General features: G+C 40.3%; 21 protein-coding genes. 5 read left to right on the top strand and 16 right to left on the bottom strand.

Features of this window, described 5'->3' with window-relative positions; genetic code table 11:
* Positions 1–24: 24 nt before the first annotated feature.
* The 4 genes from A3G9_RS0101405 to A3G9_RS0101390 form a co-directional block, all read right to left on the bottom strand.
* Positions 25–1,137, bottom strand: a complete 1,113-nt coding sequence (locus A3G9_RS0101405; RefSeq protein ID WP_002820818.1) for a COG3942 and LysM peptidoglycan-binding domain-containing protein — start codon at positions 1,135–1,137, stop codon at positions 25–27.
* Positions 1,138–1,441: 304 nt separating this feature from the next.
* Positions 1,442–2,347, bottom strand: a complete 906-nt coding sequence (locus tag A3G9_RS0101400) for a S1C family serine protease (protein WP_002820821.1) — start codon at positions 2,345–2,347, stop codon at positions 1,442–1,444.
* Between the two features lie 88 nt (positions 2,348–2,435).
* A complete protein-coding gene (locus A3G9_RS0101395) occupies positions 2,436–3,020 on the bottom strand; it encodes a nucleoside/nucleotide kinase family protein (RefSeq protein WP_002817319.1) in 585 nt (194 codons plus the stop codon).
* A gap of 73 nt (positions 3,021–3,093) precedes the next feature.
* Positions 3,094–4,665, bottom strand: a complete 1,572-nt coding sequence (locus tag A3G9_RS0101390; protein ID WP_002821730.1) for an ABC-F family ATP-binding cassette domain-containing protein — start codon at positions 4,663–4,665, stop codon at positions 3,094–3,096.
* Positions 4,666–4,715: 50 nt separating this feature from the next.
* Between A3G9_RS0101390 and A3G9_RS0101385 the strand changes: the two genes are divergently transcribed.
* Positions 4,716–5,036 (top strand): VOC family protein, encoded by a 321-nt coding sequence (locus A3G9_RS0101385; RefSeq protein WP_002820824.1) that lies wholly within the window; start codon positions 4,716–4,718, stop codon positions 5,034–5,036.
* Here the strand turns inward: A3G9_RS0101385 and pta are convergent.
* On the bottom strand, positions 5,033–6,022 hold the full coding sequence (pta, locus tag A3G9_RS0101380) for a phosphate acetyltransferase (protein ID WP_002820825.1): 990 nt from the start codon (positions 6,020–6,022) through the stop codon (positions 5,033–5,035). The two genes, A3G9_RS0101385 and pta, sit on opposite strands and share 4 nt — an antisense overlap.
* A 45-nt stretch (positions 6,023–6,067) precedes the next feature.
* Positions 6,068–6,748: a uracil-DNA glycosylase gene (locus A3G9_RS0101375; RefSeq protein WP_002821729.1), complete on the bottom strand. Its 681-nt coding sequence runs from the start codon at positions 6,746–6,748 to the stop codon at positions 6,068–6,070.
* 33 nt (positions 6,749–6,781) lie between these two features.
* Here A3G9_RS0101375 and A3G9_RS0101370 point away from each other — a divergent pair, with 33 nt between their 5' ends.
* Entirely contained in the window at positions 6,782–7,306 is a 525-nt protein-coding gene (locus A3G9_RS0101370; RefSeq protein WP_002820827.1) for an LURP-one-related/scramblase family protein, read from the top strand.
* Here A3G9_RS0101370 and smpB read toward each other — a convergent pair.
* From smpB to helD, 3 genes are all read right to left on the bottom strand, one after another.
* The gene (gene smpB / locus A3G9_RS0101365; protein ID WP_002817314.1) at positions 7,300–7,767 is read right to left on the bottom strand and encodes an SsrA-binding protein SmpB; all 468 of its coding nucleotides are present in this window, start codon (positions 7,765–7,767) and stop codon (positions 7,300–7,302) included. The two genes, A3G9_RS0101370 and smpB, sit on opposite strands and share 7 nt — an antisense overlap.
* Complete coding sequence (rnr, locus tag A3G9_RS0101360) at positions 7,767–9,947, bottom strand: ribonuclease R (protein WP_002820828.1); 2,181 nt, start codon at positions 9,945–9,947, stop codon at positions 7,767–7,769. Before rnr ends, smpB begins: the two co-directional genes overlap by 1 nt.
* A 97-nt stretch (positions 9,948–10,044) precedes the next feature.
* Positions 10,045–12,333 (bottom strand): RNA polymerase recycling motor HelD, encoded by a 2,289-nt coding sequence (helD, locus tag A3G9_RS0101355; RefSeq protein ID WP_002817312.1) that lies wholly within the window; start codon positions 12,331–12,333, stop codon positions 10,045–10,047.
* A 70-nt stretch (positions 12,334–12,403) separates the two neighbouring features.
* On the opposite strand from helD, the gene A3G9_RS0101350 reads away from it, so the two are divergent.
* Entirely contained in the window at positions 12,404–13,099 is a 696-nt protein-coding gene (locus tag A3G9_RS0101350; protein WP_002817310.1) for a histidine phosphatase family protein, read from the top strand.
* A 16-nt stretch (positions 13,100–13,115) separates the two neighbouring features.
* Here the strand turns inward: A3G9_RS0101350 and A3G9_RS0101345 are convergent, their stop codons facing one another.
* The 4 genes from A3G9_RS0101345 to rfbD are packed head-to-tail and all read right to left on the bottom strand — an operon-like array spanning position 13,116 to position 17,084.
* Complete coding sequence (locus A3G9_RS0101345; RefSeq protein ID WP_002820829.1) at positions 13,116–14,384, bottom strand: aminoacyltransferase; 1,269 nt, start codon at positions 14,382–14,384, stop codon at positions 13,116–13,118.
* Positions 14,384–15,238, bottom strand: a complete 855-nt coding sequence (locus A3G9_RS0101340; protein WP_002820830.1) for a class A sortase — start codon at positions 15,236–15,238, stop codon at positions 14,384–14,386. Before A3G9_RS0101340 ends, A3G9_RS0101345 begins: the two co-directional genes overlap by 1 nt.
* Positions 15,235–16,254, bottom strand: a complete 1,020-nt coding sequence (locus tag A3G9_RS0101335) for a lipid II:glycine glycyltransferase FemX (protein ID WP_002821728.1) — start codon at positions 16,252–16,254, stop codon at positions 15,235–15,237. The genes A3G9_RS0101340 and A3G9_RS0101335 overlap by 4 nt, the downstream gene beginning before the upstream one ends.
* Complete coding sequence (rfbD, locus tag A3G9_RS0101330; protein ID WP_002820832.1) at positions 16,254–17,084, bottom strand: dTDP-4-dehydrorhamnose reductase; 831 nt, start codon at positions 17,082–17,084, stop codon at positions 16,254–16,256. Before rfbD ends, A3G9_RS0101335 begins: the two co-directional genes overlap by 1 nt.
* A gap of 130 nt (positions 17,085–17,214) precedes the next feature.
* Between rfbD and A3G9_RS0101325 the strand changes: the two genes are divergently transcribed.
* A complete protein-coding gene (locus tag A3G9_RS0101325) occupies positions 17,215–18,162 on the top strand; it encodes an AEC family transporter (protein WP_002820833.1) in 948 nt (315 codons plus the stop codon).
* A 232-nt stretch (positions 18,163–18,394) separates the two neighbouring features.
* On the opposite strand, the gene rfbB is transcribed toward A3G9_RS0101325, so the two are convergent.
* The 3 genes from rfbB to rfbA are packed head-to-tail and all read right to left on the bottom strand — an operon-like array spanning position 18,395 to position 20,834.
* On the bottom strand, positions 18,395–19,384 hold the full coding sequence (gene rfbB, locus A3G9_RS0101320) for a dTDP-glucose 4,6-dehydratase (protein ID WP_002820835.1): 990 nt from the start codon (positions 19,382–19,384) through the stop codon (positions 18,395–18,397).
* Between the two features lie 4 nt (positions 19,385–19,388).
* The gene (gene rfbC, locus A3G9_RS0101315; RefSeq protein WP_002820836.1) at positions 19,389–19,958 is read right to left on the bottom strand and encodes a dTDP-4-dehydrorhamnose 3,5-epimerase; all 570 of its coding nucleotides are present in this window, start codon (positions 19,956–19,958) and stop codon (positions 19,389–19,391) included.
* Positions 19,959–20,834 (bottom strand): glucose-1-phosphate thymidylyltransferase RfbA, encoded by an 876-nt coding sequence (gene rfbA / locus A3G9_RS0101310; RefSeq protein WP_002817303.1) that lies wholly within the window; start codon positions 20,832–20,834, stop codon positions 19,959–19,961.
* Between the two features lie 181 nt (positions 20,835–21,015).
* On the opposite strand from rfbA, the gene A3G9_RS0101305 reads away from it, so the two are divergent.
* Complete coding sequence (locus A3G9_RS0101305) at positions 21,016–22,248, top strand: Fic family protein (protein ID WP_002820837.1); 1,233 nt, start codon at positions 21,016–21,018, stop codon at positions 22,246–22,248.
* The last annotated feature ends 2 nt before the right edge of the window (positions 22,249–22,250 follow it).

The following is a 22,250-nucleotide window of genomic DNA, read 5'->3' as shown; positions in this document are numbered from 1 at the left end:
TCCAAAACTAATTTATTTAATTTATTACGCGTGGATATATTGATAACTTGAAGCAGATGTAACAGTTCGAGTGTTTGTTGCAAGACCGGCGTAGTTCCCTTCAGAAATACGGATAGATCCGTCGCCATAAACAGCAGTAACAACAGCAACGTGACCCAGGCTACCGGCATATGCCTGACCAGCTTGGAAAACAACAACTGAACCAACAGTTGGAGTGTTATTGACAGTATAACCTTCGGCTGCAGCTGCAGAAGCCCACTGATAAGCATTCCCTAGGCCATTTGGAACCCATGAAAGCATATTCTTAACATACCAAGTGCATTGGCCATAAGTATATGTGTTAGTACTGGAAGAGGTTGTTGCATAATTGGAAGAAACTCCGCTATTGCTAGTGGTACTTGAACTCGAAGATGTCGATGTAGTTGGATATGTGCGACGAGTCGAATATGAAGTAGCACTGCTTGAAGCTTGAGAAGTATAAGAACTTGAAGCTACAGAAGAAGCAGTCGAAGCTGGCGCGCTAGTAGCTACGGAACTCGTAGCAGAACTCGCTACAGGTGCTTGGCTAGAAGCTACAGAAGAAGCAGCTGAAGATACAGCAGCCGATGAGGTAGTCGTTGCGACAGCAGGACTAGCAGTCGTTGCTGCAGCACTGCTTGTGGTTGTAGCGGCACTAGTTGTCGTAGTGGCTTTCAAAGAAAGTTTCTGACCAGCAACGATAAAAGTAGATCCATCGTTATTGGCAATCAAAGTTGAAACAGAAACACCATAGCGTTCGGCAATTCCGTAAAGGGTATCGCCGGAAGCAATCGTAACAGTTCCATCAGCATTCTCAGCAGAAATACTCGTAGCAGCTGTTGTAGAAGCCGAAGAAGCTGTCTCACTAGTAGTTGTAGCAGCAGACGAACTTGAAGGAATGTTCAAGCTGGAACCACTTAAAATCAAAGCGGGATTTGATAATTTATTTGCCTTAGCGATCGCACTAACACTCGTATCGTACTCTTTAGCTAAGGCCCAGACACTGTCACCCTGCTTAACGGTAACAGTATCAGCATTTGCAGAAACGGCACCTACCGCAAGAGCGGCAGCGGCACCGGTAGAAATAAGAAGCGCATTTTTAACAGTTTTTGTAGTCATTAATAATTCTCCAACGTGCAAAGTATCCGATTTTTTAAAAATCTATAAGGATTTCTAAAGCACGGTTTCTACAATAGGGGGCTTTCTTGACAGCATAATTAATACTTTTTTAAGGTTATTTTACATTGTTACAAAAAGATTACATAAATAAATTAAAAGCCCGGTATAACAGCCTTTATAGCAGCCTTCACCGAAGCTTTAAATGATTTTTTTTATTCCGTTAATTGAAATTTTGTAAAAAAGAATTTGATTTGAAAAGCACTTTTCTGTTTAAACCATCTTATATATTTCTTAAAAACTTCCCTTAATTCCCGGAAGCCGAACTAATGATTGATTTAATCGTTGCAACCACTGTATTGGAAGGAATTGAAAAACTCATTCCTTCGACGTCCTCGCTGCCGTCCTCAGTCGAACTGATTTTCATCGAATTTATGCCGATAACTTCACCAGCCATGTTAATCAAAGGGCCACCCGAATTACCGGGATTTAGTGCAACATCGGTTTGAATAGCCGACAATTTGATTGGGCTGTCATCGATTTGCCGATTGGTTGCCGAAACAATTCCGGAAGTTAATGAGCTGGCATAATCCGATCCCAAAGGAGAACCGATTGCCAGTACCTGCTGACCAGCCTGAACTTTGCTGGAATTAACAAAAGTTCCCGTTGTCGTGACGCTTGCCGAACTGATCCTTAAAACAGCAATATCTTTAGTCGCATTTTTCCCAATTAATTTTGCTTTGACCTTAGTACCATTGGCCATAATTATTTCAATTTCGTTAGCCCCTTTAATCACGTGATTATTCGTAACAATATAAGAATAGTTCCCGTCTGTTTCGTAAATCAATCCGGTCCCTTCGGCCGCCAATTGATCCTCTGTCGAAGAACTGCTGCTACTGCTGCTACCACCGGACTGGCTGCCGAACCATTCAAAAAAATAGTCGCTGGCCTCGGTAGACGGTTTCTGATAATTCTCTACCGTTACAACCGCATTCTTAACTTTGTTGTAAGCTTTGGTGGCTTGAGAGCTTGAAGTCCCGGTCAGATTGACAACTTTCGTCATGCCGGCTGCAATTGACGAGCTCTTCGCCGCTTTATTTTGTGCCGGTGCCAAATAAAACAGATAAAAACAACCCAAAACAACCGTCGCTCCGATGATGGCACTCAACAGCCCAATTAAAAAATACTTGAAAATGTGGTCTTTATTTTTCATGCTTATATTATTATCTCTAAAAATAAAATTAAAGTTAACTATTTATTTCAAAAAGCAAAAACAAGCCTTGTTTCAAGCTCTTTAAAAACTACATGTAAAATAGTTTATTAATAAATTTATCGGCCCCTTCTTGAGTCAATTGCCAATTATCGTTAATAATGACTGTTGCTCGATTTTTAAGTTTTTCAGGAAGATGCATATCGCGCTCGAAGTCGTTGGAACTAGTTCGTTCGACGACACGTTTTGGATTATCTCCACGCGCAATCAAACGATTTCTCAAACCAGCGACATCACTAACTGTTACAAACCAGATAATCGCTTGGTCTTTTAAGGTTTCCTTGTATGTGATTGCCCCAATCGTATCAACAACCAGGCTTATAACACCCGGATGATTCGATCGTTTCGACTTGGCCCAGGCCCGTTCGAGTCCTTCATAAGAGGAACCATACTTGTAACCAGAATAATTAACCTGTTCAATAAAGTGATTCTTGCCCCATGAATCTTCGGTTTCAAAGTAATAGTCGACACCGTCGATTTCACCTTCTCTTGGCTCGCGGGTTGTATGAGTGATCACCCGCGGAACACTGTATTTAGCACGAAGATAACGAGCAACTGATGTCTTACCAGCTCCGGAAGCCCCAGTGATTACGATTACGCGATTTTCGTTTTCCATATTGATTAAATATTATAAACTGAATTAACTTTTTCAAGTTTAAAATAAAATAATTCCCAAAAATATTCGGGAATTATTCTTCAACTTCTCCGGGCTGCATATTCGACATAGAGGCGATATCAATAACCTTATCAATCCAGCCTTCATAAAAACTCCGTTCGTGAGTGACAAGAATCAAACTTCCGTCAAATTTTTGAATCGCCTTTTTCAAAGAATTTTTGGTTGCTTCATCCAAATGATTGGTCGGCTCGTCTAAAATCAAAAAATTCGACGGTGTTAGTTCCATTAAGGCTAATTTAACTTTCGTTTGTTCCCCTCCAGACAATAAACACATTTGTTTAGTCGCATTGTCGGCATTAATCCCGGCCGCGCCAAGCCTTTGACGCAATTGTTTTTGTTCTTCCAAAGGATAGGCCGCCTGCATAATTTGTAAAGGAGTCTTTTTATCATCATCCCAAATCAGATCCTGGTCAAAGTAATTTGTCTTTGCCGATGGCGAAAATTTCGATTTACCGGAAATAGCCGGCAGAATGCCAAGCAGAGTTTTAATCAAAGTCGATTTACCAGCACCATTAAAACCCGTAAAGACGATTTTATCGCCCGAAGACATGCTGAAAGTAATCGGATTCAAGACGGGTTTTTTAGGATCGTAACCAACGACTAAGCGTTCCGCTTTCAAAGCATCGGTTGACTGCGATTCGATATAAGGAAATTTAAAAGTAGCCTTCGGATTTGTTTGTGGCGGCTCGATAATATCCATATGAGCCAGCATTTTCTCCCTCGACTTGGCTCGTCCGGTTGTCGAGGCTCGTGCTTTGTTCTTTTGGATAAAAGTCTTTGTTTTTTTGATAACTTCCTGCTGCTTGTTATAGGCCCGCAATTGCTGCTCGGTTTTTTCCGTTTTCTGCCGCATCGCTTGGTCGAAATTACCACGGTATTTTGTCAAAGTATTAAAGGATACATCCAAAATGACATTGGCAACATTATTTAGAAAATCAAAATCGTGACTGATGATCAAAGCAGCTCCATCGTAATTTTGCAAGTATCCTTCCAACCATTTAATGTGGGAAACGTCGAGATAATTGGTCGGTTCGTCAAGAATAATAACGTCATTGCCCTCTAAAAGCAGCTTTGCCAAAATAATCTTCGCCCGCTGGCCACCCGACATCTCGGAAATAATATGGTCGCGGCCGATCGAATCCAAACCCAATCCGGTGATAACTTGCTCGACATTGTTGTCAATCGAATAAAAATCGGCTGCATCCAATTCGTTTTGAAAACGGGTTGCCCGTTCCAACAACTTGTCATCGACAAGCTCGGCGTACTTCGAGTATAAATCGGTCATCTTCTTTTCTTTGTCGTAAAGATCGCTATAAGCGGTATGCAAAAAATCGATCAGACTCATTCCCGACGGTATATCGGCGTACTGATCCAAATAACCAATCTGAATTTTTTTCTTCCACTCAACCCGACCGGCGATTGGTAAAACTTTCCCGGTCAGAATTTTAATCAGTGTCGATTTACCGGCACCGTTTTGGCCAACAATCCCTAAATGTTCTCCTCGTTCCAGTGTAAAACCGGCATCCGTATACAATTTTTTATCGGCATAGGCCATCGTTAACCCAGTCACATCTAATAAAGCCATCAGAAACAGTCTAGCATGTTAGAATATTTGCTGAAATGAAACCTCGTAAAATGCGTCCAAAAATAATTCCGGCCGATGATACAAAACGTGCTTATCGCTTTTACCGGGATGTTTTCGAATTCCTTCGTAATCCAAAGGACCAAACAACATTAATTGTCGACGGCCAGCCAATAAAATTTATCAAGAGTTCGAAAAGAATCGAGCTGGAATTGCTGGTACGCGATCATCTTCATGAAATCCGTGAACATTTAGCCAACAATTTTTTAACTGAAATAGCCGAACCAGAACATCGTTTTAATAAAAAAATTGCCCTGAGAATCCATGATTCGGAAGGCAATACGGTTATTATCGAAGGAAACGAAGATAACTAATTTTTTAAAGCCTGAGCAGCAGTAATAATTGCAACTTTATATACGTCTTCTTGACTTGCTCCACGCGACAGATCGGAAACAGGTGCTGCCAATCCTTGCAAAATAGGACCAATTGCTTCGTATCCACCCAAGCGTTGGGCAATTTTATAACCAATATTTCCTGCTTCCAAACTTGGAAAAATGAAAACGTTCGCATGACCGGCCACTTTTGATCCCGGAGCTTTTAATTTGGCAACCGATTCGACAAAAGCTGCATCGAATTGTAATTCACCATCAATATTATCAGCTAAATCCGGTGCCATCTCCTGCGCCAGCTTAGTTGCCTGAGCAACTTTATCGACCAATGCATGTTTTGCCGATCCTTTGGTTGAAAAACTCAGCATGGCAACTTTTGGATCGATTCCAAATATTTTAGCCGTATGGGCTGATTGAACGGCAATCTCAGCCATGGTTTGTGCATCAAGTTCGATATTAATTGCCGAATCGGCAAACAGATAGCGTTCATCATTTTTTTGCATAATAAAAGCACCGGAAATACGACTGACACCAGGAGCTGTCTTGATAATCTGCAAAGCGGGACGAACCGTATCGCCGGTTGGATGAACAGCACCGGAAACCATTGCGTCGGCCTTGCCGGTATAAACAAGCATGGTACCGAAATAATTTACTTCCTGCAGCCACATAGCTGCCGTTTGCGGGTCAGTTTTCCCTTTTCGTCGGGTAACCAGTTTATCGATCAATTGATTGAACTGCTTCTCATCGAATTTAAGCGGATCGATAAGCTTGATGCCACTCAGGTCGAAATGATTATCTGCAGCTGTCTTTTCGACCGCTGCCTGATCTCCCAATAATATCGGCGTTAGTAAACCATCTTTTTTTAAACGGATGGCCGCCCCCTGGACTCTTGAATCATCGCCTTCCGGAAAAACGAGTCTCAGTTTTTTTTCCTTAATTTTATCAGCCAACTCAGTAAATAAATTTGTCATTTTTCCTCCAACCCCGTTATTATAGAAAGGGTTTTCATTTACACCTTATTTTAACCAATCAATTGCTGTTCGGTCGTGTGAAAGCAACCAGCTGTTCGTCTGACTGAAAGGTTTGCTGCCAAAAAAGCCTCGATTTGCCGAAAAACCCGAAGGATGAGCCGATTGAATTATCAGATCCTTTTTTGGATTGATTAAAACCGCTTTTCTCCGAGCAAAGTTCCCCCACAAAATAAACACCTTCGGCTGGGGTTCGGCGCTCGCCAGTTGAATGACTGAATCGGTAAATTTTTCCCAGATCATTCCGGCATGCGAATTTGCTTTATGTTCTTCAACTGTCAAAACAGAATTCAAAAGCAGAACACCCTGTTTGGCCCAAGGTATCAAATCATGTGAGTTACGCGTTTTTCCAAGATCGCTGGCAATCTCTTTATGAATATTTTGAAGGCTGCTTGGAGCAGGAAAATTGTCTGGAACACTAAAACTAAGACCCTGTGCCTGGCCTAATTCGTGATATGGATCCTGACCAACAATCACAACTTTTGTGTTCACCAGGCTCGTATAAAGCATTGCCGAAAAAATCTTGTCCTCCGGCGGAAAAACCCGAAGCGGTCCAGTATAAGCCTTATTAAGAAAATCATTAATCTGATTTAAATAGTCTAAACCCAGAACCGGTTTTAGATGTTGATACCAATCAGTCTTTTTTAAGTTAACCAAATAATCTTTCACGGTTAAAATTATAGTATGAGTCGCTACTTTTTAATGCAACAACATAATACAAATCAACGAGAAAATCGAGCTTATAACGAAGATTTTTCGATTGCTTTCAATATTTCCGGAAAAATCGGAAGCAAAAACGACGTCCTTTACGTATACGATACCCAAGGTGTAGAACAATCGAGAATCAGACAGGTATCTTATGGAATATTGCCGCGTTTTCAGCTGCTCTATCAGGACAAATACGTTGGTTCAATCGGTTTCAACTTTGCCGGTTTCAACGATGTGATTTTCGTTCGTTATTTAAATTGGGTAATTACCGGCGAAATAGTTTCGGGAAAGTACCGCATTAGACACGGCCGAAAAAAACTCCTGGAAGTCAACCCGGTTGAATTTCCCGATGGTCTTTTTTACCAACTAGATGTGCAAAACGACGCTCAAGCTTCTGTTCATGTCGCAATCGCCGCTCTTTTGGATCGTTGGGGAATGAAAAAAAATCGTAGTCTCTTAAAGCTGCCGACCAGATCGACTAAATATAAATACAAGATGGCAACAAGAATTAATCAATGAAAATTCTTCAGATTCTTGCCTAATTCCCGTTTTAAATCACGTTCTTTGATTGTTTGCCGTTTATCATAATTTTTCTTACCGGTCCCAATCGCAATTAATATTTTGGCGAAACCTTTAACAATATATACCCGTAAAGGAACGATTGTTTTTCCTTCTTTGGAAACGGCTCGATCCAGTGCAAGGATTTCTTTTTTGTGCAAAAGCAGTTTACGCCGTCGCAAGGGATCGACATTAAATTGATTGCCTTGTTTGTAGGGAGAAATATTCGCGTTGTTTAAAAAGGCCTGTTGGTCGCGAACCGTAATATAAGCATCTCCGATCGTAATTTGGCCAAGACGAACCGATTTAATTTCGGTACCCGTAAGCTGAATGCCAGCTTCGTAAGTTTCTCCAATAAAATAGTTGAAAGATGCCCGCCGATTTCTTGCCAGGGCATCATCATGTTTGTCTTTTTTGGCCATTAACGACGTCCTCCACGCAAACGATATTTGCCGGTTGATTTATAAGCTCCCTTTTGATGACGATTGTTTTGCCGATTTTCCTGATGCTGGTGATTATGGTGGTCCCCATTATGGTCATGATGGAAACTGTGCCGTTCCGGTTCGGCAGCTAAACGAATCTTGGTTACCGGCGCTGATTGCGGATCGATTAACTCAAAATCGATCTTGCGGGTTTCTTTATTGGCATTGATAACCCGTACCTTAACTTTCTGACCAATCGCGAAAATCCGGTGCTTGGTCCGGCCGATCAAAGCTTGACGGGTTTCATCATATTGATAAATATCATCTTTCATGGTACTTATGTGAGCAAGTCCTTCGATTGTGTTCGGTAAACTGATGAAAAGGCCGAATTTCAAAGCTGAATTAACAACTCCGTCATAAATATCACCGATATGATCCTCCATATATTCGGCAAATTTCATATCGTTAGTCGCTCTTTCGGCGTCCACAGCTCTACGTTCCCGCTCAGAGGTATCGATCCCAATTTGCGGTAGTTTTCCCCGCACAGCGTCAGTTGAAGAAGGACCAGTCCCGAATTTGGCATAATGTTTGATCAAACGGTGAACAACCAGATCGGGATAACGACGAATCGGCGAGGTAAAATGAGTGTAAAATTTTGCAGCAATGCCAAAGTGTCCAATTGGTTGCGGTGAATAATGAGCTTGTTTGGTTGCTCTAAGCATCATCGTTTGGATCATCATTTCTTCCGGCAACCCGGCAACCGCATCCAGCGCTGCTTGAAAGTCCTTTGGCCGCAGATTTTTCGGATCGGCTTTGATCGGATGGCCGATAGCCCGCATAAATTCGAAGAAATTAACAACCTTATCACCTTCCGGCACTTCATGAACACGGTACAAAAAAGGAACGTGCAAATGATCAAAATGCTCGGCAACCGTCTCGTTGGCAGCCAGCATAAAGGATTCAATCATTCGTTCACCAATTCCACGATCGCGAACCAACACATCAGTCGGGTGTCCTTTGGCATCGACGATAATTTCCGCCTCATCGGTTTCAAACTCGATTGCTCCACGTTTTTTTCTCATTGCCGCGAGAATTTTGTGCAAATCACCCATCTGATGGATCATTTCCGATAAATCAGCATATTTAGCTGTTTCCGCCTGATCGCCGTCTAGAATTTTATTAATCGAATCATAAGTCATTCGTGCATGCGAACGAATAATGCTTGGTTGTATCTTATGTTTGACAACTTGTCCTTCTTGATTAATTTCCATTTCACAGGACATTGCCAAACGATCTTCATTAGGATTCAAAGAAGCAATCCCGTTGGATATTTCCGTCGGCAGCATTGGGATAACCCGGTCAGTTAAATAAACCGAGGTTCCACGTTTATAAGCTTCGGCATCCAAAGACGTTTTCAAAGGCACGTAATTTGAAACATCGGCAATATGAACCCCTAGATGATAATTGCCGTTTGGCAGTTTCCAGACAACTACCGCATCATCGATATCCTTCGTGTCGGCTCCATCAATTGTAATTAAGGGCTGATCGCGAAAATCCGGTCGTCCCTCTGCTTCAGCGGCCTTTACATCAATCGTTTGTGGAATATTTTTTGCCTGTTGGGCAGCATCTTCCGGATAGTTGCTGGGAATTTTCAAGCTGTAGACAATCTCCAAAATATCAACTCCCGGAGCATCCGAACGGCCGATAACATTAGTAACCGATCCAATTAACAGATTTGGACGATCGCTGGTTGGAAACTGACTGGTTGTCGCCGTGACCGAATCGCGGTCCTGGGGCTGCAAACCTTTTTTATCAACGAGGTATTTGTATTCCTGAAGTTTTTCATCGTTAAAGGTGATCGTGCCGATGTAGTCATTTGGATTTAAATTACTTCTATTCGGCAAGTCGTTTTCGTTAACACCGGAACGAAAAATACCAACTACCTCTTGATTGGCATGGCTAAGGATCTTTTCGATTTTTCCTTCCGGAACCCGACCATCTTTGCCCGGGTGAATAATTGAAGCAAGAACTTCATCGCTTTGCATGGCCAAATTGGTATTGCTGTGACCGATGAACAAGTCATCCTGGCCTTCATCAGTTTTGACAAAGCCGAATCCCTTTGGATTAGCAACGAAGGTACCGTTAATAAAATTTTCAGAAGCGAATTGAGTAGCAGACATACTAATAATTATATCGGTTAATAAAAACGCCGCGATAATTAAATCGCGGCGGGTAGGTAGATAGATAAACTACCTCAGCTGGTCGCCTACCATTATATCAAATATTTTCATAAAGTTGCTGATCGATTTGATCAAACAGGCTGCTGAATGAATCGTCGGCAAGAACTGTCAAACGGTGCATAGCACGACTGGCGATTGTGTACAATAATTCCCGATCGTCTTCACTACCGTAATTTCGATTGTCGGCCTGCCAAAGAATAACAGCATCGAATTCGAGCCCTTTGGCTAAATAACCGGGAATAATAATTGTCCCGGGAACCAAACGCTGGTTTTCCAAGGTAATCAAGGTCGCTTGATAATTCTTTTTTTGTAGTTCTTCATAAACATTTTTTGCCTGAGCGGCCGTCTTCGTAATGATAGCGGTCGTTAAGTCAGCTTTAAGGTTGCGAGATAGACTATCAGCAAGATTTTTCAAGGAATCGCCACTTCGAAAAAGCGGTTTTTCACCCTCGCGGGCAAAAGCTTCGATTGTTTCAGAATCTTTCAGCAGAGCACTTGTAAAATTAGTGATTTGTTCGGTCGAACGGTAAGTTTTTGTTAATTTGATCGTCTTTGATTTCTTTGGATCGAACAACTCATACATTGCCGATTGCAAAGTTCCCGCATTTGTTCGGGTAAAAATCGCCTGATTCAAATCACCCAGCAGGGTAAATTTGGCTTTCGGAAATGAAAACTTCAAAAAAGCCAGTTGGAAAGCCGTATAATCCTGAACCTCATCAACGAATAGAAAACGAATTGTTCGATCCCCATGATGTCCATTGACTAAATCAAATAAATACAAGTAAATCGCCGTATCGTTCAAATTAAGTTTTTGAGTACTTAAATCAGATTTTGATCCTTCAAAAGCAGACTGCCATTCCTGATCGGAAATATCGAAATCGGCGAGATTGATTAATTGAGGTAGTGATTTTAGAAAACCCAAAAACAATTTGTTTGGATTCATAAAAATTCCATGACGGATTCGTCGAATAATTGGTTTTAAAGCATTCCGAACAATTATTCGTGCCAGTTCATTACGCTCTTTTTTCTCCGATTCGTATTGGCGTTTATCAGGGTCGCCAAGCATACTTTCCAATTCATCGGCTTGGAGATTTTGAATCGCAATGTCAACCCAGTCTTTTTTCATTTCTGAAGAAATTCGGCCGAAAACTTTTCTTAATAAAGCCTGTTTCGTTGCTTCTAAACGCTGATTGAGCGAATAATTGTCATTGAATGAATAATAGATTTTTTCGATATCTTCGCTTTTAAAGAAAGGTTCTCCCCGAAAAGCGAGACTGCGAAAACTCATTCCGCTGCGGCTAATTTTTTGAGAATAACGACCAACAGCCTTGAAAAAAGCCAAACTGCCCTTTAAATTGGTCATTTTAACCGATTCCGGGTCGTTTTCACTCTCGAATCGCTCGGCAAGGGTCTGCACTTGAATTTTTGGCAAACGATAATTAGCGTACTGATAAAAAGTCATCTGGATCATGTTATTTTCACCAAGATCCGGCAAAACTTCATTCACATAATCGTTAAACACCTGATTGGGCGAAAAAAGGACTACCTGTCCAGAAGTTATCTTCCCGCGATAACGATACAAAAGATAAGCAACCCGCTGTAAAACAGCTGCTGTTTTCCCAGATCCGGCCGCTCCTTGAACAAACAACAAATCCGAATCGGTATCCCGAATAATTCGATTTTGTTCATGTTGAATCGTAGTGACGATCGATTTCATTTTTGTCGAAGAATCAGAAGACAGAGCATTTAGCAAAAGCTTATCGCCGACCGCTTCTTCGGTATCGAAAACCGTCAGAATAATTCCGTCGGCAATTTCGAACTGACGCTTTAATTTAACATCCGCCGTTTGTTTGCCGACCGGAGTCTGATAATCAATTTTCCCAAGGCCGCCATCATAATATATTGAAGATATCGGAGCCCGCCAGTCATAAACATAAAAATGACCATCATTGTCGGAAAAAGATGCCAAACCGATATAAATCGTTTCTGTTTGGTTGGACTGATTACTGATATCGGTAAAATCAATCCGGGCGAAATAAGGCCTTCCCCGCAATTTTTGCAATGTCTCAAACTGGACTTCAGCCTGAGACATATCACGCTCTTTTTGTGCCAAGACCTGTTGCTGTGCGTGAACCGAAGCTCCAGTCTCGACCACTGCATTGAAATCAGAGAATTTAACTCTAATATCGCGCCAGCCCTTTTCAGCTTCTTTTAAATTGTCATTGGCCCGGTCGATCCGTCCTTGAGTTTCGCTAATTCTTTCATCAAGTTTTTGCAAAACCAAATCGAGATGCCGCTGTTCTTGTGCCTTAATATTATCTTTCATAAATCGTCATAATATTATACGCCAGATTTTTGCGATTAGATAGCGTTCAGCTGCGTGCTAGAATTAAAACATGACACAAAAGGGTATTAATGTATTTTTTGTTCGACACGGACAAACTTATTTTAATTTGATGAATCGTTTTCAAGGCTGGTCGGACATCGATTTAACAGAAAAGGGAATCGCCGATGGACAAGCGGCTGGTAAACGCTTAAGCAAAGTTCATTTCACCGCTGCCTATGCCTCCGATTTGCCAAGAGCTTATAAAACAGCTCAATTCATCCTTGATGAAAATGAAGCTGCTTCCCCGGCCAAGGCAACTTTAAATCGGGACTTTCGAGAGATTTTCTTTGGCAGTGCCGAAGGATTGACGATCAAACAGATCGCCGAGGATTTCGACCATGATATCGATACTTCAATGGTTGACGGGGCAATTGGTTATGGTGACACAATTAAAAAATATGGTTTTGACGGCCTGATGGATTTATTCAAGAAAAATGATCCATTGAGCCTGGCTGAAAATGCCGATGAATTTAATTCTCGTTTACAGCATGGCCTGAATATGATTCGCCAAAACTATGAGATTGGCGATAATGTTCTCGTTGTCACCCATGGAAGCTTAATGCGAGCCTTGGCAAACAAATACAAGTCCCCGGAATTAGCCTCCAAAAGCTTATCAAATGGCGCTGTTTCAAAACTTACTTTCGAAGCAAAAAAAGATGGCGATGTAACAATTGACCTATGGAACGATACAGAAAAAGTCTGGTAAATATAACCAGACTTTTTTATTGGCGATGAAGAATTTTTTTAAATAAACGATAAAAGTAATATTTTGTTTTCTGGACCGGGAAATCAAAGCTGCCGACCATTTCTCTCGTATAACCATTGAAGTGGGTCTTAAAACCAAGAACCCCATCAGATCCGTCGAATTTACCGCTGACACCGTAAAAATTGTAAAGAGGAATCCTCTCTTTAACCGCTTCGGTAATCATCGTATCCTGAATTTCGTAAGGAGCAAAAAGATGTTCGTATTTCTCATCGCTGCCGGAATAAAGATAGACAACTTCTTGATTTTCAATTACAAAAAGCGCAACCGAAACCAACACGATGTCGTGTTTAGCTTCTTGGTGCATTTTTTTGGCTTCCTGCAAACGCTTCTGCAAAGCCGTTTCGGTTTTTATCCCCTCGGATAAATGCCGCTTGGCAGAAGCGGAAAAATCACTTAAATCACTTATATTATGGTAATCCGCTCCAGCAATTTCAGTTAATTTTTTTTGAATATCGTTTAAATCCTTTTCAATAGATTCTGAGTATTCTTTAAAATTAATCTCGGCAAAAATAAATTTTGCTTTTTTGCCATATGTATCGAACAAAGTTTCATAAAAGTCTAAACTTTTATCGTGATAATGCAAACGATCAGCGGTTTGTTGAGTAATTCTCTTAAAGGCCGGCAGTTCATCCCTGCCGATTTTACGTAATTTAATACAAAACTGTTTATTTTTGTTCAAATGGTACTTCGCCTGTCGGTTATAAGATTTGACGACATGTTCTGGATCAACTTCAGTCAAATCTTTAACAAATTGCCATTCCGGTTCAGAAGAGGTTGAAAAACCAATTTGTGGTAATTGATGATCAGCCGCCAATGAATTTAATTTTTCGACAAACGTGGTATTTTTATCGCCAATCAGTTTGCCTCTCTCTGTGTATTTAGCATAGGCGATATTCGGACGGATTCTGATGAACAAGCCATCACGCTTTTTAGAAAAGACTGTTAGGCCACTGATAAAAGCTTTAATAAGCTGTTCATTTGAATAATCCAGTAAAGGGCCGCGTTCAATTGAAAATAAATTCCCCAATTTTACTTTCGCCCAAGTCACTAGCGCACCGGCAACAACTTTTCCAGTATCGTCTTTCAAACCAACCAGAGCAGCATTTTCGCCGCGCTTTTCCAAGAGACTCTTCTGTTCGGCCGACTGGACAAAGTTCCCTTGTGGATGATTATTCTCAAAATTTGCATACTCTAAAACAGATAACTCGCTGAAACGATAATTCATTAATTCTTAAATCCTCCCATAGCTCCATTTGATCCTTCTTCTTGTCCGGGATTCCACCAATTGACATGCGCATTGGTTTGATTAATTCGCATATCAAAAACTTTCAGCAAATCCTTCGGAGCTTTTAGGACTGGATATTTAACCAATAATGTTGCTCTTGTAATAATTCGATAATTAATATTAGGAAACAAACAGGAAATAATCGTCAGCGTCGGCTGGCCATTAATCGTATTGTTCGAGTCCATAACAGATACTTTTGTTTTATAAACGGTATTTTGAACTTTTACTTTATAAACATACAAATATTTTTTATCAATCGTGTAAACTTTCGTATTTTTCAGTGCCTGAACACTGTGAGTTCCACTCGAGGTCAAATAAGGCGCGTTTTTGTTCTCGGTGAGCTGCAGAGCAGAAAATCCGGTTACATGATTATTAAAATTATGAGCTGCCAAAGTGAAGTTCGTCGCCTGTCCCATTTTTTCGCCCTTAATCGAAGCGGCGCCTAAATTCAAAGTACTGCTGCTGTATGGATTGACGTAGATCGGCAGTAAAATATGACGGCTCGGAATACCGACATAACCGATTTTCGTTTTGCCTTGATCAGCGTGAGGATTCCATTCAACCATTTTTAAAATATCTTTTGCGTAGTCTGTGTCACTTTCGGACTTTGATATTTTTGAAGAAGTTTTTTTAGGCTGGCAAACTTTTAAAGGTTCGACTTTGGCAAGAAGCTCTTGATAATGCTGATAGCCCCAATAACTAAGCAGGCCGATCGAGAGCAAAAACAGGCTGATTGTAATTAGCCAATGTTTAAAAGAACGCTTCTTGTTAACTCTGGTTTTCTTTTTGCTCATTTATTAAATGTTAGCAAATATTTATCATAGGCATCTTTATCAAGAACTTTATCAACCTCGCCAATATATTCGCGCGGTGCGTCTTTGTAAGTAAAACCGTGTTTAAAACGATAAAGACCGTCAGAAGGATCAAAAACGCCAACACCACCAAAATCATATTCGGCTTTTTGTAGAGACAGACCCCACTTTGTCATTTCCCATTGCAACAAATAAGGCCCATAGTGTTTGGAATATTTCCGGTCGGAACCGGCATACATATACCAAATTTCATCCCCATGAGCAAAACCGATTCCCGATGCAACGATGTGGCCTTGAAAGTGGGCCAAAAAAATCTTGAACAAACCGGTTGAAGCAAATAAATCACTCATCCGATAAAAATATTCTTTTGGACGATAAGTAATTTGTTGGGCGTTGGCCATCATGACATAAGTCTCGTAGAAATCATCGACAAATTCACGCGAATGGCCAAAATCAACCGTCATACCGTCTTTAATCGCATGACGAATCTGAGTTCGGTAATCACGCTTGAAATGAGTCATCAAATCATCCTCATTTTTTATATCCTTATAGCTTAGGACCATATTTTTCCGCGGTTGAATATTTCCGTGCATGCTTTTAATCTGGACGTTTCTCGTTTGATAACCAGCTGCCTGATATCTGTCATTTAGATCCTGATCGTAAATAACCTCTGGATCCATCCGCAAAAGAAAAACATTATTCGGCAGGGCTTCAAGTGCCTCATTAACAAGGCTGTCAACAAGCTCGATATTTTCAAAATCGGCAATTGGCCCCCGCGGCGAATAAGCCAAAAGTTTTCCGGGAACCGCTTCAATTGTCAAAACGGCCATCGCGGCATCAATCTGGCCGCTTTCATTCTCATGGTATACGTAAAGGTGTCCCCAATTGGCCTTCAAAGCGCCCCAGAGAGTATCTTGGGTTGCTTGACCACGCCAGTTGGTCCGCACGAAATCGTTATACTTTTTTACTGCTGCTTCATTGTTTAAATCTAATATCATTACTTATCTATCATACCCGACATTTTCAAAGCTTCCTGCCAAGTTGGGATTATAAAACCTGTTTGTTGAGATTTTTTTAAACTTAAAACCGAATGCCGCGGGCGATAGGCTTTTTGAGGAAACTGATCTGAATTAACCGCTTTTATTTCAAGCGAATAGTTGTTTAAAATTTCTTTGGCAAAATCATACCAGCTGGCCGTTCCCCGATTAGATAAATTATAAGTTCCGTAAGCTGCCTGATGATCGATTAAATAGAGTATGAATTCAGCTAGTGTTTTTGTCCACGTTGGTCTTCCGACCTGATCGTTAACAACCGTTAATTTTGGATGCGTTTTAGCTAATTTTTGCATCGTATAAACAAAATTATTTCCGTATTTTCCAAAAACCCAACTGGTCCGAATAATATATGCATCAACAGCAGCATCCAAAATCGCTTTTTCACCGGCTAATTTCGCTTTACCGTATTCGTTTTTAGGATTAGTCGGGTCATTCTCTGAATATTCGTCGCTGGAAGTACCATCGAAAACATAATCAGTTGAAATATAAACCAATTTACTGGCAAAAGCTTTAGCTGCTTGTGCTAAATTCTTACTGCCATCTCGATTAACCTGCCAGTTGATCTGTTTTCCCTCGTCTTCGGCCGCATCGACTTTGGTATAGGCTGCTGCATCCAAAACAACATCCGGTTTTTGAGCTTCGATTGCTTCAAAAACCAATTGTCGGTTAGTTATATCTAAAGTTTTTGAATCGTAAGCAACAAAATCAAGACCACGATCCTCTAATAATTCATGGAGTTCTTGACCAAGCTGCCCATTAGCGCCGGTAATCATATATTTCATATTTCTAATCATAATACTGAAAACAGGCAAAGCTCTTTAATGAATAAATATTTTTCCATTGAGTTATAAAATAGTGCTAAGTTAGAGATTAAATAATTCTTTTTAAGGCGGTTTATTTTTTATGCAGGTTTTCCTTGAAAGCGGTTCAGGCATTCTAATGATTATTTTGATGGTGGCGGTCGGTTATTTTTTGGCGACACGCGACTGGTTTTCCGAGGATTCAACCAAGCTGATTGCTAAATTGGTCACCCAGGTGGCTTTGCCTCCCTATATGATTTCTTCGATTACAAGCGACTTTTCTAGGCAAGAACTTTTGAACATTCTCCCTGATCTCCGTTTTCCGATTTTATCAATGATGATCCTTTTTATTATTTCGATTATGATTGTTCGCCTGATTAAAGTTCGTCCAATCCACAAAGGACTTTTTGAGTCGATGTTTTTTAATTCAAACACGGTCTTTGTTGGTCTGCCGATTAATTTGGCGATTTTTGGATCAAAAAGCCTGCCTTACGTGCTTGTTTACTACATGGCAAACACGATGATTTTTTGGACTTTAGGTGTTTATTTAATTCAAAGAGATGGCGAGACGGCCGAACGTATGAGCCTCCAAGCAATTATTAAGAAAATTTTTTCGGCTCCTTTAATCGGCTTTATTATTGGAGTTGTTTTGGTTATTCTTGGAATTCATCTGCCTACTTTTTTAATGGAAGGCTTTAGCTATATGGGTGGATTAACAATTCCGCTTTCAATGATTTTTATCGGCATCTCAGTTCATACAGCCGGAATTAAAAATATGGAATTAAATCGTGATAGTCTTGGGGTTTTGTCTGGACGTTTTATTTTTGCCCCACTTTTGATGATGCTTTTGGTTCTGCCATCATCAATGCCAATCCTGATGAAACAAGTCTTTATTCTGCAATCTTGCATGCCGGTTATGACAAATGCTCCGGTAGTTTCGAAAATTTACAAAGCCGATGCCAATTTCTCATCAATCATGGTAACCGAGACTACTTTGCTGTCCCTATTGATCGTTCCGATTATGATGGTCATCATAACTCATTTGGCTTAAAATTTTTTTGGAAATTGTTTGATAACTTTTAACCTGATTTTTGTGGTCACGATTTAGTCTCGTGAACAAATATCAGTTCCCATTGGAACCACCTCGTTTCTTTCTCAATCAGTTTTAATTTTCCTAACTGACTATGGAAGAATAATATAGGCGTATTCGATTAAAAGGAATATAAATAGAAATTAAGTAAAAATAAAAAGCATTCCATTTTTCGGAATGCTTAATCGATATTTTACTTCAGCGCTGCCTTACTTTTAAGTGGCTTCCACCAGTCTTCGTGTTCCTTATACCAATCAATCGTCTTGATAATTCCCTTATCAAACATAATCGTTGGTTCCCAGCCCAATTCACGTTTGATCTTGCTTGGATCGATTGCATAACGACGATCATGACCAAGACGATCCTTGACATATTTGATTCGGTCTTTGGAAAGACCAAGATTTTCGACAATCAAATCAACAATCTGGTTGTTGGTTTTTTCGTTGTGGCCACCGACATTGTAAATTTCACCAGGTTTTCCTTGGTGAAGAACCAAATCGATTGCCCGACCATGATCCTCGACATACAACCAATCACGAATATTTTCGCCGTCTCCGTAAATCGGCAGATTCCCCCCGGTCATTCCATTGGTAACCATTAAAGGAATTAACTTTTCCGGGAACTGGTAAGGACCATAATTATTGGAAGTACGGGTGATATTGATATTCAGGCCATAAGTCTCGTAAAAAGCCCGTGTTTCCAAATCAGCCGCCGCCTTAGAGGCCGAATAAGGAGAATTGGGTGCCAAAGGAGATTCTTCGTTAAAATACCCTTCCTTGCCCAGACTTCCGTACACTTCATCGGTAGAGACCTGCAAATATTTTTTGATGCCATACTTTCTAGCTGTTTGCAATAGATTTACCGTGCCTTCAACATTGGTCTGAACAAAAATTTCCGGATGAAGAATCGAACGGTCAACATGCGATTCAGCGGCAAAATTGACAACTGCATCGAAGTCGTAGGTCTTAAATAAATAATCGACCAATTGCGCATTGCGGATATCACCGTGAATAAAAATATGGTGTGATTCATTTTTAATATCATCAAAATTATGCAGATTACCGGCATAAGTCAACAAATCAAGATCGATTAAATTATAATCCGGGTGTGCTTTCAACATATAATGTACAAAATTAGAACCAATAAAACCGGCTCCACCCGTAACAAGAATATTCATTGCCATTTAATCAAATCTCCCCATAAACGAAATTATTTTCAGCATCCTTGAGCAGTGGATGCTTTAAATCCTTATCGGACATAATTGCATGTTCGACATTGGTTGGCCACTGAATACCAACATCGGGATCATCAAAAGCAATTCCTCGGTCGGCTTTTGGCGCATAATATCCATCAACCTTATAGACAAAATTGACATTCGGAGTCAATGTCACAAAACCGTGGGCAAATCCCTTTGGAACCAATAATTGACGATGATTATATTCGGAAAGAATGTATCCTTCCCATTTGCCGTATGTCGGTGAACCTTTGCGCATATCAACCAAGCAGTCCCAAACAACTCCGGTAACAACCCGAACAATCTTCGTTTGCGCGTATGGCGCCAATTGATAATGCATGCCTCTTAAAACACCTGCTTCGGCCGAAAGAGACTGATTATCCTGAGTAAAATCAAATTTTAAACCAAGTTTTTCAAACTTTTCTTTCGTCCAGGTCTCCGTAAAGAAACCCCGTTTATCACCAAAAACCTCTGTTTCAATCAACTTGACATCCTGCAAGCTCGTATCGATTAATTTAACCATTCATTTATTCTCCTCATCGGCAATTCGTAAAAGATAACGACCATAATCATTTTTTTTCAATGACTGGGCTAATCCGCGCAACTGCTTACTATTTATATAACCCATTCGAAAAGCGATTTCCTCAAGAGCGGCAACCTTCAAATTTTGCTGTTTTTCAATCGTAGCAATAAAATTAGCCGCATCGAGCAAAGAATCGTGCGTGCCTGTATCAAGCCAGGCAAACCCTCGTCCCATGACTTCGACTTCCAGGCTTCCGCGCCGCAAATATTCGGCATTGATATCGGAAATCTCAATCTCGCCACGACTGGAAGGCTTGATTCCCTTGGAGATTTCAACAACATCGTTGTCATAGAAATAAAGTCCTGTCACGGCATAATGTGATTTCGGCTTTTTCGGCTTCTCGACAATCGAAAGCGCCCGTCCATCTGCATCGAAATCAACGACTCCAAAACGTTCAGGGTCCTTTACCCGATAGCCAAAGACCGTCGCGCCATTCTTCTTTGCTGCAGCTGTTCGCAAAAGCTTTGTTAATCCGGCTCCGTAATAAATATTATCCCCAAGCACTAAAGCAACATTATCATTGCCAATAAAATCAGCTCCCAGAATAAATGCTTCAGCTAAACCATTTGGTTTTTCCTGAACCTTATAGGAAATATTCAAGCCTATCTGCGATCCGTCGCCAAATAGCGCTTTAAATTGATCAACAAACTCCGGAGCACTAATTAAGAGAATATCTTGAATACCGGCTAACATCAAAACCGACATTGGATAATAAATCATCGGTTTATCGTAAATCGGTACCAATTGCTTGCTGGTGGCTTTCGTAATCGGATAAAGCCGAGTACCGGAACCACCCGCTAAAATAATACCTTTCATAAAATTCCTTTCATTTATCTAACAATAATTAGTATACTAATTTTTTTGAATATATAGCTGTTTATGCAAAAATTATAAAGAAAATGAAATTTTAATTTTGTAATTTATCGTATTTTGAGCAAATATAAATGATACTATTATGTTGATTTTTAAAATTTATTGAATTTTGGGAAAATAGAAAATGCCGTATAAAACGCTAAAAACAATTGACTATGAAGCACATCACGACAGCAAAACAGTCGGAACAGAATACGAACGGCGGATTCACAATTATGGTATTTTCAAAAGCGGTCTTTATCCTTTTCTGATCGATCATCAAGAATTGTCACAGGATCGTCGCGAGCTGTTCATCACCCCTTTAAGAGAGATTGCAATTGCCTGTGAACGAATCGAATATAATTCGGCCGAATTGAAATCCAAGCTAAAAGAACTTCCTCCAATTGCCGAAGAACTATATTTAAAAAAATCCCTCATTAATGAAATAACTACCAGCAATCGCCTATCAGGAATTGCAGTTAGAAGAACGGAAGTCAAGGCAGCCCTTGACTCGATCAATAAAGACAATCAAGAACAGGTTCGCTTTGCCCCGATGGCAAAAATGTATAACAAAATTCTTGAGGATGACTTCCAAAGAATCGAAAGTTTTGTCGACCTTCGAAAGGTATACAATCAGCTCCTCTTCGGTTTAATTGAAAAAGAACAAATGCCGGACGGTGCCTTCTTTCGTAATCGACCGGTTTCGATCAAAAATGATCAACAGAAAATTATTTTTCAACTGCCCGGCAACGAAAACGATCTGGAACAACGGCTGAGTAATTGGTTGAAATTTATTTCCAACAAAAATATTCCTTTCATGATTAAAGGATTATTGGCTCATGGCTATTTTGAGAATATTCATCCATTCTATGACGGAAACGGCCGAACAAGCCGCTATATTCTTTCTCTTTACTTGGCCAGAAAATTAGACCTTGTTACCGGCTTGAATGTTGCCCAGGCAATTTACGAAAATCGGGAAAGTTATGAGAAGGCTTTGCTTGCACTCGGTGATCAGGGAAATTTCGCCGAAGGAAGTTTTTTTATCAATGATTCACTTTCGATGATTGAAAATCGGCAGCGCAAGATCATCGAAGATCTCGATGTAAATATTAAACAGTTGTCCCGAACCAATAAAAAAATCCAGCAAATTTATCAAATAAATTCACCGGAGTATTTTGTTTTAAATCTTTTATTACAATCGAAAATATTCACTGATAATCAAGCAGACGGACTCCTTGATCGTGAAATTGTCGAAATTTCGGAAAACAGCAAGCATTCCAAACGGGCGATAAACCTGGCGATCAAATCTTTAGAGCAAAAAAAACAAATTACTACCCTCAAGAAAAATCCATTCCAGCATTCAATCGATATAAACTAAAA

Source organism: Oenococcus oeni DSM 20252 = AWRIB129 (assembly GCF_000372485.1).
GTDB lineage: Bacteria > Bacillota > Bacilli > Lactobacillales > Lactobacillaceae > Oenococcus > Oenococcus oeni.
This window is presented reverse-complemented; position numbering and strand designations above follow the sequence as displayed.

Coding starts and splice junctions, on each gene's coding strand:
- helD (WP_002817312.1), bottom strand. CDS start 12,333: ATGAAAGATAATATTAAGGCACAAGAACAGCGGCATCTCGATTTGGTT.
- A3G9_RS0101350 (WP_002817310.1), top strand. CDS start 12,404: ATGACACAAAAGGGTATTAATGTATTTTTTGTTCGACACGGACAAACT.
- rfbB (WP_002820835.1), bottom strand. CDS start 19,384: ATGGCAATGAATATTCTTGTTACGGGTGGAGCCGGTTTTATTGGTTCT.
- rfbA (WP_002817303.1), bottom strand. CDS start 20,834: ATGAAAGGTATTATTTTAGCGGGTGGTTCCGGTACTCGGCTTTATCCG.
- A3G9_RS0101305 (WP_002820837.1), top strand. CDS start 21,016: ATGCCGTATAAAACGCTAAAAACAATTGACTATGAAGCACATCACGAC.
- A3G9_RS0101345 (WP_002820829.1), bottom strand. CDS start 14,384: ATGAATTATCGTTTCAGCGAGTTATCTGTTTTAGAGTATGCAAATTTT.
- A3G9_RS0101400 (WP_002820821.1), bottom strand. CDS start 2,347: ATGAAAAATAAAGACCACATTTTCAAGTATTTTTTAATTGGGCTGTTG.
- rfbD (WP_002820832.1), bottom strand. CDS start 17,084: ATGATTACCGGCGCTAATGGGCAGCTTGGTCAAGAACTCCATGAATTA.
- A3G9_RS0101405 (WP_002820818.1), bottom strand. CDS start 1,137: ATGACTACAAAAACTGTTAAAAATGCGCTTCTTATTTCTACCGGTGCC.
- rfbC (WP_002820836.1), bottom strand. CDS start 19,958: ATGGTTAAATTAATCGATACGAGCTTGCAGGATGTCAAGTTGATTGAA.
- A3G9_RS0101340 (WP_002820830.1), bottom strand. CDS start 15,238: ATGAGCAAAAAGAAAACCAGAGTTAACAAGAAGCGTTCTTTTAAACAT.
- A3G9_RS0101335 (WP_002821728.1), bottom strand. CDS start 16,254: ATGATATTAGATTTAAACAATGAAGCAGCAGTAAAAAAGTATAACGAT.
- pta (WP_002820825.1), bottom strand. CDS start 6,022: ATGACAAATTTATTTACTGAGTTGGCTGATAAAATTAAGGAAAAAAAA.
- rnr (WP_002820828.1), bottom strand. CDS start 9,947: ATGTCTGCTACTCAATTCGCTTCTGAAAATTTTATTAACGGTACCTTC.
- A3G9_RS0101390 (WP_002821730.1), bottom strand. CDS start 4,665: ATGGCTTTATTAGATGTGACTGGGTTAACGATGGCCTATGCCGATAAA.
- A3G9_RS0101395 (WP_002817319.1), bottom strand. CDS start 3,020: ATGGAAAACGAAAATCGCGTAATCGTAATCACTGGGGCTTCCGGAGCT.
- smpB (WP_002817314.1), bottom strand. CDS start 7,767: ATGGCCAAAAAAGACAAACATGATGATGCCCTGGCAAGAAATCGGCGG.
- A3G9_RS0101370 (WP_002820827.1), top strand. CDS start 6,782: ATGCAACAACATAATACAAATCAACGAGAAAATCGAGCTTATAACGAA.
- A3G9_RS0101385 (WP_002820824.1), top strand. CDS start 4,716: ATGCGTCCAAAAATAATTCCGGCCGATGATACAAAACGTGCTTATCGC.
- A3G9_RS0101325 (WP_002820833.1), top strand. CDS start 17,215: ATGCAGGTTTTCCTTGAAAGCGGTTCAGGCATTCTAATGATTATTTTG.